This window comes from Roseovarius ramblicola (assembly GCF_042430665.1).
GTDB lineage: Bacteria > Pseudomonadota > Alphaproteobacteria > Rhodobacterales > Rhodobacteraceae > Roseovarius > Roseovarius ramblicola.
In genome coordinates, this window is sequence record NZ_JBHMEC010000008.1 from 71,682 (window position 1) to 85,070 (window position 13,389).

Below are 13,389 nucleotides of genomic sequence, written 5' to 3' on the forward strand. Positions count from 1 at the left end.
ATCGCCGTTCAGAGGTCGGTTCCGCCCATCTCGCGCGACACCCGTTCCAGCGCCTCGCTTACGGCCTCGTGATGCGGATGTATAGCCTGCGCACGCGCGAAAGCATCGTGCGCGAGCGCCAGGCGACCGGTCTCTTCCAGCACCCGGCCCATACCGAAAAGCGCGTTGAAATGGCGCGGTTCAAGGATGATCACCTGCGCGAGGTCGCTCAGGGCGAGACCGTGGCGCTCCTGCCGGAAAAATGCGACGGACCGCAGATGCCAGGCTTCGGCAAAGCCCGGCGCGTGGTCGATCGCCGCGCTCAGATGCTCGACCGCCATCTTCATGTCGCCCGCCTCGAGCGCGTCCTTGCCGCGCCGCAACAGCAGGTCCATCGCGGGCGAGCCGGATTTCGCCCACTCCATCTCTATCTCCGAGGCGATGCGCCGCGCCTCTTCGGGCGGCGCCCCTTCAAGCTGCGTAAACAGCGTGTCGAGCCGGGTCTCGGCCGCAATCACGGGTAAGGAAAACATGACCAGCGCAAGCAGTGCCGCAACGGTACGGTTGAGATATCGGAATGCGTCTCTCATAACGGAACCAGTGTAGCGCGGATTGGCGGGGGCGAAAGCCCCGTCATCGCAATCGTGAAAGGATGAACCAGATGAGCGACGTGATTGAAGCCGCGGTCAAGGCCCTCAACGACAAGATGGGCAGCGACGGATTCGACGGCGCGGCCAAGTTCGTGATCGAGGGCGAGGGTAACATCGTCATCGACAAGGACGGCGCGCGCGCCGCCGATGATGACACCGACGTGACGCTGAGCGCCGATGCCGACACGTTCGAATCGATCCTGTCGGGCGATCTCGATCCCACCGCCGCGTTCATGTCCGGGCGGCTGTCGGTGGATGGCGACATGGGGATGGCGATGAAGCTCGGCAGCGTCCTCGCCTGATGGAGTCGGCCCCGCTCTTTGCGGAGGTGGCCGAGGGCCCGGATGACGGCGCCGCATGGTGGCTGACAACCGGGGACGGCGTGCGCATCCGCGCCGGGCTTTGGAATCGCGAGGCAGAGGCGGGCACGGTGCTGCTGTTTCCGGGGCGCACCGAGTATGTCGAGAAATACGGCCGTGCGGCGCGCCACTTCGCGGCGCGCGGGTTCGCGACCCTAGCGGTGGACTGGCGCGGACAGGGGCTCGCCGACCGGCTCACCGGCGACACGATGTCGGGGCATGTGCTGCATTTCACCGACTACCAGCACGACGTGGCGGCGATGGTCGAGGCGGCACGCGCGCTTGATCTGCCGCGGCCCTGGCACCTGCTGGCGCATTCGATGGGCGGCTGCATCGGGCTGCGCGCGGCAATGGAGGGACTCGACGTCGCGAGCGTGGTGTTTTCCGGTCCGATGTGGGGCATCCGCATGGGCGCGGGCCTGCGCCCCTTCGCTTGGTCGCTGGCCTGGGGGCTGCGAAACCTCGGCCTCGGCCATCTCTATGCCCCGAGCACAGGCGCCGACCATTACGTCCTGAGCGAGCCGTTCGCGACCAACAAGCTCACCAATGACCGCGAGATGTGGGGCTATATGAGCAGGCAACTCGCGGCGCATCCCGAACTGGGCATCGGTGGCCCGAGCCTGCGATGGCTGCACGAGGCGTTGCGCGAAATGCGCACGCTGTCGGCGCGGCCCTCGCCCGCACTGCCCTGCCTGACAATCCTTGGCAGTGACGAGGACATCGTCGATCCGCCCCGCATCCACGACCGCATGGCGCGCTGGCCCGGCGGCCGACTCGAGATCGTTCCCGGCGGGCGGCACGAGACGCTGATGGACACGCCCGCCGTGCAGAGCCGCCTGTTTGCAATGATCTGCGATTTCTACCACGGCCCGGGAAACGGCGCAGCAGCGGCGTGAGGCGGGCATGATCGGGGCGGCAGTCTGGCGTATATCTGCCGTTCGGTGCTTGGCCCCCGCGCGGAATCAAGGTGCCGCAAGGCACCGCCGCGCGAGCGCCCGACCGCCCCATCGGGCGGGCGCTTTTCTACGTCTCAAGTTATTGATAACGTGAGAGTATATGGCACCATAAAGCGCGCCGTTCCATCGTCGGAGCGCCCACCCGCGGTCGGGCCCTCGCGCGGCTCCTCAAGCGTTGTGCCCAATGTCTCCTTCAGGCCAGCATCGCACGCCCTGCGCACCCCGCCTTACCCCTCCGCCTGCACCGTCACCCGCTGCTCGCCCAGACCGGTGATGCGCAGCACCATCTCGTCGCCGGCCTGCAGGAAACGCGGCGGCTTGTGGCCCACGCCGACGCCCGGCGGCGTGCCGGTGGCAATCACGTCGCCGGGCTCCAGCGTCATGATGCCGCTCAGGTAGGACACGATCCCGGCCACGCCGAAAATCATGCGCGACGTGCTGCCGGTCTGCACCCGCTCGCCATTCACCTCGGTGGCAAGGTCAAGCGCCTGCACGTCGCCCACCTCGTCGGGGGTGACAAGCCACGGCCCAACCGGCGCGAAAGTGTCGCAGCTCTTGCCCTTGGTCCACTGCCCCGACCCTTCGAGCTGCAGTGCGCGCTCGGAGACATCGTTGACGATGGTATAACCCGCCACATGGCCAAGCGCCTGCGCCACCCCCACGTATTTCGCGCGCCGCCCGATGACGATGCCAAGCTCTACCTCCCAATCGGTCTTGACCGAACCGCGCGGCATCACCACCGGGTCGTTGGGCCCGCCAAGTGCAGTCGTCGCCTTGAGAAACACCACCGGCTCATCCGGCGGCTCGGCCCCAAGTTCGGCGGCGTGGTCACTGTAGTTGAGCCCGATCGCGACGAGCTTGCCGATCCCGCCCACCGGCGGCCCAAGCCGCGGCGCGCCCGGCACCAGCGGCAGCGCCTCGGGATTGAGCCGGGGCAGCGACCCGAGCACCTCGCCCGCGAGATCGGGCACCACGCCCGACAGGTCCCTCAGCCGTCCCCCGGCGTCGAGAACGGCGGGGCGCTCCTGCCCCCGATCCCCAAAGCGTGCAAACCGCATGTCATCCCTCCCCTTTCGCCGTTGCCGGCACAATAGCCACCGCTCGGGGCTGTGCAAGGGCGCGCTGCGGCCTATCATCGCCGTATGGTGCTGCGCGTCACATCCAACGGCCTCTACTGCGCAGCGGGCGATTTCCACATCGACCCGTGGCGTCCCGTCGCGCGAGCGCTCATCACGCACGGCCATGCCGATCACGCGAGGGGCGGGCATGGTGCCTACCTCGCCACCGATCTCGCCGCCCCGGTGATGCGCCACCGGCTGGGGGCGATCACGCTCGACACCATCCGCTACGGCGAGGCGCGTCAGATCGGCGGCGCGCGGGTGTCGTTCCACCCGGCGGGCCACGTCCCCGGCTCGGCGCAGATCAGGGTCGAGGTGGGCGGCGAGGTCTGGGTCGTCTCGGGCGATTACAAGCTGGAGGCCGATCCCCTCTCCACCCCGTTCGAACCGGTGCGCTGTCACCATTTCATCACCGAGTGCACCTTTGGCCTGCCGGTTTTCGACTGGCCCGACCCCGAGGATGTGGCGCGCGAGATCAACACGTGGTGGTCTGCAAACGCTGCCGAAGGGCGGTTCTCGCTGCTCGGCGCCTACGCGCTTGGCAAGGCGCAGCGCGTGCTCGGCATGCTCGATCCGACCATCGGCCCGATCCTGACGCATGGCGCGATCGAGGCCACCAACGCGGTGATGCGCGGGCAAGGCGTCCCCCTGCCCGAGACCCACCACGTCACCCCCGAGACCGATCTGCGCGCGCTGCGCGGCGCGCTGGTCCTCGCCCCTCCCGGCGCGCTTGCGGGGCCGTGGGCGCGGCGGTTCCGCCCCGCGTCGACCGGGTTCGCCAGCGGCTGGATGCGCCTGCGCGGCGTGCGCCGCAGGCGCGCGGCGGATCGCGGTTTCGTGCTGTCGGATCACGCCGACTGGGCGGGCCTCAACCGTGCCATCGCCGGGACCGGGGCCGAGACAATCCACGTCACCCACGGCTATACCGAGATCTTCGCCCGCTGGCTGACCGAGCAGGGCTATGACGCGCGCGTGCTGCGCACCGAGTTCACCGGCGAGACGCTGGATGACGGGGGAGAGGCATGAAGCAGTTCGCCGCGCTCTTCGCCACGCTCGACCAGACCACCCGAACCAACACCAAGGTCGCCGCGCTGGCCGAGTATTTTCGCATCGCCCCCGAACCCGACCGCCTTTGGACCATCGCGCTCTTCTCGGGCCGCCGCCCGAAACGCGCGGTCACCACCACCCGGCTGCGCGAATGGGCCGCCGAGCACGCGGGCATCCCGCTCTGGCTGTTCGAGGAAAGCTACGCAATCGTCGGCGATCTGGCCGAGACCATCGCCCTCGTCCTGCCGCCGCCCTCCACCACCCACGACGCCAGTCTTGCGGACTGGATCGACCACCTGCGCGCCTTGAAAGACGCCAAAGACGCCACCCGCAAGGCACAGGTGCTGGCGGCATGGGAGGGGCTGACGCCGCTGGAACGGCTGGTCTTAAACAAGCTGCTCACCGGTGGCTTTCGCATCGGCATCAGCCGCAAGCTGATGACCCGCGCGCTCGCCCAGGCCCTCAACCGCGACGAGGCCGAGATTGCCCACCGCCTGATGGGCGACTGGACCCCCGACAGCACCACATGGGCCGACCTGATCGAGAGCCAAGACCCCACCGACACCCTCTCGCGCCCCTATCCCTTCTGCCTCGCCCACGGGCTGGAGGACGGCCCCGAGAGCCTCGGCTCCCCCGCCGACTGGTTGGCGGAATGGAAATGGGACGGCATCCGCGGGCAGGTGATCGTGCGCGGCGGGCAGATCTTCATCTGGTCACGCGGCGAGGAACTGATGACCGACCGCTTCCCGGATCTCGCCCCCCTGCGCGATCTGCTGCCCGACGGCACCGTGATCGACGGCGAATTGCTGGCCCATGACGGCGATGACCCCCTGACCTTCGCCGCGCTGCAAAAACGGATCACGCGCAAGACCGTGCCGAAAAAGCTGCTGACCGAGGCCCCGGTGATCCTCATGGCCTATGACCTCTTGGAACAAGACGGCTGTGACCTGCGCGACACCCCCTTCGCCAAGCGCCGCGCCCGGCTGGAAACCCTGTTGGCCGACCTGCCCGCAGACGCCCCCCTGCGACCCTCGCCCCCGATCCCCTTCACCACATGGGACGATCTGGCCACCACTCGCACCACCGCCCGCGCCCACCGGGCCGAGGGGCTGATGCTCAAGCGCGGCAGCGGCCCCTATCACGCGGGCCGCAAGAAGGGAGACTGGTGGAAATGGAAACTCGATCCGCTGACCCTCGACGCAGTGATGATCTACGCCCAAGCGGGCCACGGGCGGCGCGCCAACCTCTTTACCGATTTCACCTTCGCGGTCTGGGACGGCGACACGCTCGTGCCCTTCACCAAGGCCTATTCCGGCCTCACCGATGCCGAGTTCCGCCAGATCACCGCCTGGGTGCGTCGCAACACGACCGAGCGCTTTGGCCCGGTCCGGCAGGTCCGCCCCGAACACGTGTTCGAGATCGCCTTCGAGGGCATCCAGGCCAGCCCGCGCCACAAATCCGGCGTCGCATTGCGCTTTCCCCGCATGGCCCGCTGGCGGCACGACAAACCGACCCATGAGGCCAACAGCCTCGCCGACCTGCGCGCCATGCTGGCGCGATACGGCTGAGAGGTGATCGAGGCTTGAGGCCGCCTGCCCGCCCGCCTATGTCTGGGCGACAGCAAAACAAAGAGGTTCCCGCATGGTCACGCTTCCCCACCCCGTCCACGACGCCGAGACCTCTTCGGGAGGCGAGGATCTGGGCACGCTGCCGGACTGGGACCTGAGCGATCTCTACACCGGCGCGGACGCGCCCGAGCTTGCCCGCGATCTGGAGTGGCTCGAATCGGAATGCGCGTGCTTTGCCGCCGATTACGAGGGTCGGCTGGCCGATCTCGACGCCGCCGGGCTGCTCGCGTGCATCCGCCGCGACGAGGCGATCAGCCGGGTGGCGGGGCGCATCATGTCCTTTGCCGGGCTGCGCTATTACCAGCAGACCACCGACTCGGGCCGCGCCAAGTTCCTCTCCGACTGCCAGGAGAAGATCACCCGCTTCACCACGCCGCTGGTGTTCTTCTCGCTGGAACTCAACCGGCTGGACGAGGACGCGCTCAAGGCGATGTATGCCGACAATTCCGAGCTTGCCCGCTACGCCCCCGTGCTGCGCCGTATCCGCGCGATGAAGCCGTACCAGCTCTCCGACGAGCTGGAAAAGTTCCTCCACGATCTGGGCGTGGTGGGCGACGCGTGGGAGCGGCTTTTCGACGAGACCATCGCGGGGCTGATCTTCACCGTCGAGGGCGAGGAGATGGGGATCGAGGCCACGCTCACCCTGCTCACCGATCACGACCGCACCAACCGCGAGGCGGCGGCCCGGGAACTGGCGCGCGTGCTTGGCGAGAACCTGCGCACCTTCGCCCGCGTCCACAACACCACCGCCAAGGAAAAGGAAGTGATCGATCGCTGGCGCGGGATGCCCACGGCGCAGACCGGGCGGCACCTCGGCAACGATGTGGAGCCCGAGGTGGTCGAGGCGCTGCGCGAAGCGGTGGTGGCGGCCTATCCGCAGCTATCGCACCGCTATTACGAGCTCAAGCGCAAGTGGCTGGGGCTCGACCGCATGCAGGTCTGGGACCGCAACGCGCCGCTGCCGCTGGCCGAGCCGCGCACCATCCCCTGGGACGAGGCGCGCGAGACGGTGACGGCGGCCTACGACGGCTTCGATCCGCGCATGGCAGAGCTTGCCGAGCCATTCTTTGACAAGGGCTGGATCGACGCGGGCGTGAAGCCGGGCAAGGCACCGGGTGCCTTCGCCCACCCCACCGTGACCGACGCGCACCCCTACGTGATGCTCAACTACCTGGGCAAGCCGCGCGACGTGATGACGCTCGCGCACGAGCTTGGCCACGGCGTGCACCAGCGGCTGGCGGCGGAACAGGGCGAGCTTCTGGCCTCCACCCCCCTCACATTGGCCGAGACCGCCAGCGTGTTCGGCGAGATGCTCACCTTCCGCCGGATGCTCGACGGGGCCAAGACCGACGCCGAGCGCAAGGTGCTGCTCGCCGGCAAGGTCGAGGACATGATCAACACCGTGGTTCGCCAGATCGCGTTCTACGATTTCGAATGCAAGCTGCACGCCGCGCGCCGCGAGGGCGAACTGACCCCCGACGACATCAACGCGCTGTGGATGTCTGTGCAGGCGGAAAGCCTCGGGCCGGCGTTCGATTTCATGGACGGATACGAGACCTTCTGGGCCTATATCCCGCATTTCGTCCACTCGCCCTTCTACGTCTATGCCTATGCCTTCGGCGACGGGCTGGTGAACGCGCTTTATGCCGTCTACGAGGAAAACCCCGACGGGTTCGAGGAAAAGTATTTCGACATGCTCAAGGCGGGCGGCTCGAAACACCACAAGGATCTGCTCGCCCCCTTCGGCCTCGACGCCAGCGACCCGGCGTTCTGGAACAAGGGACTGTCGATGATCGAGGGCATGATCGACGAGCTGGAGGCGATGGAGGGCTGACCGTGCCGTCGCGAGGATTGCGGACACTGCCGAAACCCCGCACAACGCCGCAATGCTGACGCTGGACAATATCCTTACCGATCGCGGCTCCAGATACGCCGTCTCCGGCGCGCCCTGCGCGTCGGAGACAGAGGCGAAAAGCCTATTGAAAACCCTCAAGAAACAAAAGAAGTTCGCCAAGGCCACGCATAATACATGGGGCTTGCTGCTCGGGTCCGGTCCGATCAAGAATGACGATGGCGAAACCGGCGCGGGCAATGTGATCCTGCGGATGCTCGAGCGCGACGAAATCCGCGATCACCTCGTCATCGTGACCCGCTGGTATGGTGGAAAGCATTTGGGCGGCGATCGGTTCCGCCATGTGCAGACGGCGGTCCGCGCCTATCTCGACGCGGCCGACCTCACTTCAACTGACTGTCCTTAGACCCGCGCCGGTTGATGCCGCCGCGTGGCTGGTTCTGCGCCTGCACATCCGACGCACAATCGATGCACAGCTTGACGCCGGGGATGGCCTCCCGCCGCGCCTCGGGGATCGGCTCGTCGCACTCGGCGCAATGCGTGAGGCTCTCGCCCTGTGGCTGCGCGCGGGCCTTGAGCCGCGCCAGTTCGTCGGAAATCGAGGCTTCGATCTGTTCGCTCACCGCGCCGTCGCGCGCCCATCCGCCGGCCATGATCCGCTCCTTTCGGCTGCGGCTCCCATGTTGGCACGGGCGCGGCGCAGGTCAACCCCGTGGCTCAGCGCGGCAGCGCGTCTGCGGCGGGCAGGTCGAGGCTCAGCGCGCCCAGCGCCCCGGTTTCGGGGTTGCCCGTCTCCGACAGGAACCGCTTGAGCATTTCGATGGCGGCGGGCGAGGTGACGGGGACATAGTGATTGTAGTCGTCGCCGTTGGCCAGATCGGTAAAGTCCACCACCTGCACGTCGGGGCGCGCGACCTCGTCGGCGGCGTCGATCACCCCAAGCCGCGGCTTGCGCCCGGTGATGAAGCCCGACAGCGTCAGCGCCCGGTCGGCGCGGGTGATGAAGATGAAGAACGGCTGCGGCAGGTCGCCGATCGCCTCGGCTTGCCGGGCGAACAGGTCCGGGTCGATATCCGGCGACATCAGCACCACGCCGCTCAGTCGCGCAAGCGCCCGGCGGTCGCCGGAGATGGCAAGCTGGCGCAGCGCCTCCATCACAAGCTGCGAGCCCATGGAATGGCCGAGGATGAACACCCGCTCGCCGGGGTCGGCGGTGAGCCGATGGAGCAGCGCCACGAGGTCGTCTCGCGCGAAGAGCACGCTGTCACGGTCATAGACATAGCCGCGCGGATCGCCCGCCGAGGGCCAGGAGAACAGCAGCGTCGGCATGGTGACATCGAAATCCGTGCGGATCTGCGCCAGCCGGAACATCGCCTCGGACAGCGTGTTGTTGTAGCCGTGCACGTAGAGCAGCGTCTCGCGCCCCGCCGCTCCCTCGCGCATCCGCGAGATGAGGTCCGCCGCGCCGTCATGCACCTCGGTGCCGGTGACGACGAAATCGGTGGCGGCATCGGGCGGACCATCGGGCCATTCGATGCGGCCCGGCTCATGCGTCGGTGGCACCGAGATGTCGGCGCGGAAATAACGCAGTCCACGGGCGCGCTCATAGCCGAAGATCGGCCCGGTGCGGTCGAACCTCCGCCCCGTCGCGACGTGGACGGGTTGCACCTGCGCCGCCGGGTCGGGGGCCGCCCGCATGGCGGTGGGTCGCGGCGCGCAGGCTGCCAGCGCTACCATCGCCAGAAGAGCGCCGCTTCGCAGCCTGCCCATGTCCCGAATCCCCTCTGGCTCCGCCCCCTCCTTTCTGGACGAGCGCGACGCGTCATCCAAGGTTCAGCTTGCGGGCAGCATCCCCTTCTCCTGCGCGAGGCTGCGCATCCGTTTCTGGAGCTTCTCGAAGGCGCGCACCTCGATCTGGCGGATGCGCTCGCGACTGACGTCATACTGCGTGCTCAACTCCTCCAGCGTCACCGCCTCGTCGCTCAGGCGCCGCTGGGTGAGGATGTCGCGCTCGCGGTCGTTGAGCACGTCCATCGCCTTGGCCAGCAATTCGCGCCGGGCCTTCAGCTCGTCCTGTTCCTCATAGGCACCGGCCTGGTCGGCATCCTCGTCCTCGAGCCAGTCCTGCCATTGCATCGTGCCCTCGCCCTCGCTGCCGACGGTGGCGTTGAGCGAGGCGTCGGAGCCGGCCATCCGGCGGTTCATCGAGATCACCTCGTCCTCGGTCACGCCGAGGTCGTGGGCGATCTTCTTGACCGTGTCGGACCGCATGTCCCCCTCTTCCAGCGCACCGATGCGCGCCTTGGCCTTGCGCAGGTTGAAGAACAGCTTCTTCTGTGCGCTGGTGGTGCCCAGCTTCACCAGGCTCCAAGAGCGCAGGATGTATTCCTGGATGCTCGCCCGGATCCACCACATCGCGTAGGTCGACAGGCGAAAGCCGCGCTCCGGGTCAAAGCGTTTCACGGCCTGCATCAGGCCGACATTGGCCTCGGAAATCACCTCGGCCTGCGGCAGGCCGTAGCCCCGATAGCCCATGGCGATCTTGGCGGCGAGGCGCAGGTGGCTGGTGACCATGCGATGCGCGGCCTCGGTATCCTGCTTCTCGGCCCAGCGCTTGGCCAGCATGTACTCCTCTTCCGGCTCGAGCAGCGGGAATTTGCGAATCTCCTGCATGTAGCGATTGAGCCCGCCTTCGGGGGTGGGGGCCGGGAGATTTGCGTAATTGCCCATACGGACGTCCCTCCTCATGTATAATGGTTTAACATTGATCTAAGTGCCGTTTGCGCGAGATCAAGTCCGTAACCGTGTCGATCTTAACGGATCGCCAACGCGTTTCCGTCGAATATGTCGAAACTTCACGTCATCCTGTTTCGCTGTCGTCGGTTCCGCGCAGGCGGTCGAGCAGCGCCGTCATGTCTGCGGGCAACGGCGAGGAAAACCGCAGCGCCGTGCCGCTCAGCGGATGCGTGAAGCCCAGGACGCCCGCATGAAGCGCCTGACGGGGAAAGCGGCGCGCGGCCTCGGAGCCGCCCTCCGGCAGGGCGCGCGCGGGCAGGCGGCGCGCCCCGCCATAGACCGGATCGCCAATCAGCCCGAGTCCCGCATAAGCCATGTGCACGCGAATCTGGTGGGTGCGCCCGGTCTCCAGCCGGCACTCCACCAGCGACGCCGCCGGTGGTTGCCCGAACGTCTCGCACAGCCGCACGCGGGTCACCGCGTGCCGCCCGCCGCTGGTCACCACCGCCTGCCGCTGCCGGTCGGTGCGGTGGCGGGCAAGCTGCGTGCGGATGACGAGCACGCCCCCCGCATCGAACCGCAGCCCCGCGAGCCCGGCAAGGCGCGGATCGCCCGGATCGGGGACACCGTGCGCCACGGCAAGATAGGCGCGCTCGACCGTGTGCGCGGCGAATTGCGCGGCAAGGCCCTGATGCGCGGCGTCGCTCTTCGCCACAACCAGAAGGCCGCTGGTGTCCTTGTCGATGCGGTGCACGATGCCGGGCCGCCGCGCGCCGCCGACGCCCGAGAGCCGATCACCGCAATGGTGCAGCAGCGCGTTCACGAGCGTGCCCGACGGCGTGCCAGGCGCGGGGTGGACGACCATCCCCGCGGGCTTGTCGATCACGATGAGGTCGTCATCCTCGAACGCGATCTTGAGCGCGATGGCCTCGGGCTCCATGTGGCTCTCGCGTGGCGCCGGCAGGGCGATGTCGATGCGGTCGCCCTCCACCACGCGCGCCTTGGCGTCGTGGACCACCTCACCGTTGACGCGCACCGCGTCCTCCTCGATCAGCCGCGCCAGCCGCGTCCGCGACAGCGCCGCCGCCTCTGGCACATCGCGGGCAAGCGCCTTATCAAGGCGGGGGGGCGGTGCCGCCCCGATGACAAAGCCGAGCAGGTCCTGCGCCATGTCCGAGAGCCCTCAGCCGGTAAGCCCGGCCACGCTGAAATTCCTCGCGCGGCTGGTCACGGTGCTGACCGCCACGATGATCCTCGGGCTTCTAGTGATCGTCGGGCTGCTTGTCACCCGCTTCTGGTCCGAACCGGACCTGCCCGCGCTGCCCGGCGCCATCACCCTGCCCGAGGGCGCGCACGCCACCGCCTTCACGCAGGGCGAGGGATGGTACGCGGTGGTGACCGATGACAGGCGCATCCTGATCTACGATCGCGCCAGCGGGGCGCTGCGGCAGGAGGTGACTATACGCGAATAGGGACATTTTGTCACTATCCGGCAACAGTCCGGTGCATTCTCGGCACGAAACGGCCCGAATCGCTTTGTCCACTCCTTACGTGGCGTAAAGATGAGATACTGAATTCTGCTCATCGCTTCGGGGAAATCCGCCATGACTGCCATCAGACCCGGGCTGCCTGCCCTGCTCATGTCCACTGTTCTCGCGACGCAGGCCGCAGGCGATATATCATGGAGTTCCGTAACTCCTTTGTCGTCAGGCTCAGGTGACCGCATCGAAGGCGGCATTTACGCGGATGTCGACTTGGATGTGACGCTCAGCCAAACGCTGGATAACGGCATCACGCTCGACAATGGCCTCACGTTCGGCTCCCGTGTCGATTTCGAAGATGGCCCGATCTCCGAGCAACTCGACGTAATTGACGAGGAGTTTCTCTTTGTTCGCGGCAGCTTTGGAAGGATCCTCCTGGACAGTGACGACGACAGCTATCGCAATGCCCGGCGGCCTGAGGATTTCACCGCCGGCGGCTGCGCCCAATTCGGTGCGGACGGGCAACTCGGGGCGCATGTCCCCTTCAGCTTGAAAGGGCTGGGGCTGTCCGTCGGCTACACGGGCTTTCTCGACGACAACTCCCGCGGGGCGCTGGCCACCGAGGATAGCAACGATATTAACGCTAATCTCGTCAACCCCGCCGTCGATTTCGACTACCGTCTCGGCGGTGCGCGCTTCGACGCCGCGGTCGCGTATTGTCTCGACACCGGGCGCCTGCTCCCATCGACGCTCTCGGCATCCTTCAACTATTCCCAACTCGGGGCCACCGACTCGGTCTCGAACATTGCGCTGCCCTACGGTCTCGGGATCACCGGGGTGGGCTATGCGCCGGGGGTGTTCATCAATTCGCCCACGGATATCGAGCACGGCACTTTCGACCTTGACCGGACCGCGTTCGGTGGCGGGCTTGAATACTCGCAGCCGCTTGGAATCAGGATGAGCGACAGAAATCGCGCGGCGCTCAGCGCGAAGATCTTCGGCGTGGAACTCGCCAGGATCAACAGCCTTATCATGGGCCTCGATTTCGGCGCGGCGGACCAGGACGAAACCACCGAATTCACGACCAATACCCCCGCCTTCGGGGTAAACTCCGGCGCGCACATCCGCTATGACACCTCCTTCGACATCAACAACTACAACCTCAAGCTCGGCCTCCAGCACGAGCGCCACGCGGTGAACGGCAACGGCACATTCACCTCGGCCTACCTGCGCGGCACGGTCGGCTACAGCTACGTCGAAGTCGACGCATATGACAGCATCCGGGCCAGCGGTCTTGGCGGCGCGGTCAACATCGACAACAGCAACCGGATCCACGAGAGCGACGGCATGGAGACCGCCACCATCGAGGCCGGGATCAGCCGCACCAACGGAAATGTCAGCGGCGGTTTCTCGCTTGGCCTCAATTACGGCGGCGTGCCGGTGCTCGATTATCACCGCCCCGATTCCGACATCAACGGTGCGCTTGATCCGGTGATCGACATCGGCGGGGACTGGTCCGCGAACATCAGCGCCGGAATCAGGTTGAAGTTCTGACAAGGGGTATGGCCATGAAGGGACCGGTC

14 protein-coding genes are annotated in these 13,389 nt (G+C 67.1%); 8 read left to right on the forward strand and 6 right to left on the reverse strand.

The features are described 5' to 3' along the window. Positions 1-8: 8 nt before the first annotated feature. Positions 9-569, reverse strand: a complete 561-nt coding sequence (locus ACFFU4_RS03850; protein ID WP_377067235.1) for a tetratricopeptide repeat protein — start codon at positions 567-569, stop codon at positions 9-11. Between the two features lie 71 nt (positions 570-640). Between ACFFU4_RS03850 and ACFFU4_RS03855 the strand changes: the two genes are divergently transcribed. Continuing rightward, positions 641-931: an SCP2 sterol-binding domain-containing protein gene (locus ACFFU4_RS03855; protein ID WP_377067237.1), complete on the forward strand. Its 291-nt coding sequence runs from the start codon at positions 641-643 to the stop codon at positions 929-931. After that, the gene (locus ACFFU4_RS03860) at positions 931-1,884 is read left to right on the forward strand and encodes an alpha/beta fold hydrolase (RefSeq protein WP_377067239.1); all 954 of its coding nucleotides are present in this window, start codon (positions 931-933) and stop codon (positions 1,882-1,884) included. The genes ACFFU4_RS03855 and ACFFU4_RS03860 overlap by 1 nt, the downstream gene beginning before the upstream one ends. A gap of 287 nt (positions 1,885-2,171) precedes the next feature. On the opposite strand, the gene ACFFU4_RS03865 is transcribed toward ACFFU4_RS03860, so the two are convergent. Next, positions 2,172-3,002 carry a fumarylacetoacetate hydrolase family protein gene (locus ACFFU4_RS03865; RefSeq protein WP_377067241.1) on the reverse strand — a complete coding sequence of 277 codons (831 nt, stop codon included), beginning with the start codon at positions 3,000-3,002 and terminating at the stop codon, positions 2,172-2,174. A gap of 84 nt (positions 3,003-3,086) precedes the next feature. On the opposite strand from ACFFU4_RS03865, the gene ACFFU4_RS03870 reads away from it, so the two are divergent. The 4 genes from ACFFU4_RS03870 (at position 3,087) to ACFFU4_RS03885 (ending at position 7,995) form a co-directional block, all read left to right on the forward strand. Next, positions 3,087-4,088, forward strand: coding sequence for a ligase-associated DNA damage response exonuclease (locus ACFFU4_RS03870; protein ID WP_377067809.1), 1,002 nt, complete (start codon positions 3,087-3,089; stop codon positions 4,086-4,088). Continuing rightward, positions 4,085-5,677 (forward strand): ATP-dependent DNA ligase, encoded by a 1,593-nt coding sequence (locus ACFFU4_RS03875; protein ID WP_377067243.1) that lies wholly within the window; start codon positions 4,085-4,087, stop codon positions 5,675-5,677. Before ACFFU4_RS03870 ends, ACFFU4_RS03875 begins: the two co-directional genes overlap by 4 nt. Positions 5,678-5,750: 73 nt before the next feature. Further along, positions 5,751-7,571, forward strand: coding sequence for a M3 family oligoendopeptidase (locus tag ACFFU4_RS03880; RefSeq protein ID WP_377067245.1), 1,821 nt, complete (start codon positions 5,751-5,753; stop codon positions 7,569-7,571). A gap of 52 nt (positions 7,572-7,623) precedes the next feature. Beyond that, positions 7,624-7,995, forward strand: coding sequence for a YigZ family protein (locus ACFFU4_RS03885; protein WP_377067247.1), 372 nt, complete (start codon positions 7,624-7,626; stop codon positions 7,993-7,995). On the opposite strand, the gene ACFFU4_RS03890 is transcribed toward ACFFU4_RS03885, so the two are convergent. The 4 genes from ACFFU4_RS03890 to ACFFU4_RS03905 all read right to left on the reverse strand — a co-directional run bounded on the left by ACFFU4_RS03890 (position 7,973) and on the right by ACFFU4_RS03905 (position 11,496). Continuing rightward, complete coding sequence (locus ACFFU4_RS03890; protein WP_377067249.1) at positions 7,973-8,242, reverse strand: DksA/TraR family C4-type zinc finger protein; 270 nt, start codon at positions 8,240-8,242, stop codon at positions 7,973-7,975. The genes ACFFU4_RS03885 and ACFFU4_RS03890 overlap by 23 nt on opposite strands. A 64-nt stretch (positions 8,243-8,306) precedes the next feature. Continuing rightward, positions 8,307-9,359, reverse strand: coding sequence for an alpha/beta hydrolase (locus ACFFU4_RS03895; protein WP_377067251.1), 1,053 nt, complete (start codon positions 9,357-9,359; stop codon positions 8,307-8,309). A gap of 63 nt (positions 9,360-9,422) precedes the next feature. After that, positions 9,423-10,319, reverse strand: coding sequence for an RNA polymerase sigma factor RpoH (rpoH, locus tag ACFFU4_RS03900; protein WP_377067253.1), 897 nt, complete (start codon positions 10,317-10,319; stop codon positions 9,423-9,425). A gap of 130 nt (positions 10,320-10,449) precedes the next feature. Then, positions 10,450-11,496, reverse strand: coding sequence for an RluA family pseudouridine synthase (locus tag ACFFU4_RS03905; RefSeq protein WP_377067255.1), 1,047 nt, complete (start codon positions 11,494-11,496; stop codon positions 10,450-10,452). Between ACFFU4_RS03905 and ACFFU4_RS03910 the strand changes: the two genes are divergently transcribed. Together ACFFU4_RS03910 and ACFFU4_RS03915 are read left to right on the forward strand one after the other, a co-directional pair. Further along, on the forward strand, positions 11,495-11,797 hold the full coding sequence (locus ACFFU4_RS03910) for a DUF6476 family protein (RefSeq protein WP_377067257.1): 303 nt from the start codon (positions 11,495-11,497) through the stop codon (positions 11,795-11,797). The genes ACFFU4_RS03905 and ACFFU4_RS03910 overlap by 2 nt on opposite strands. A gap of 288 nt (positions 11,798-12,085) precedes the next feature. Beyond that, the gene (locus ACFFU4_RS03915) at positions 12,086-13,360 is read left to right on the forward strand and encodes a hypothetical protein (protein WP_377067259.1); all 1,275 of its coding nucleotides are present in this window, start codon (positions 12,086-12,088) and stop codon (positions 13,358-13,360) included. Positions 13,361-13,389: the final 29 nt, after the last annotated feature.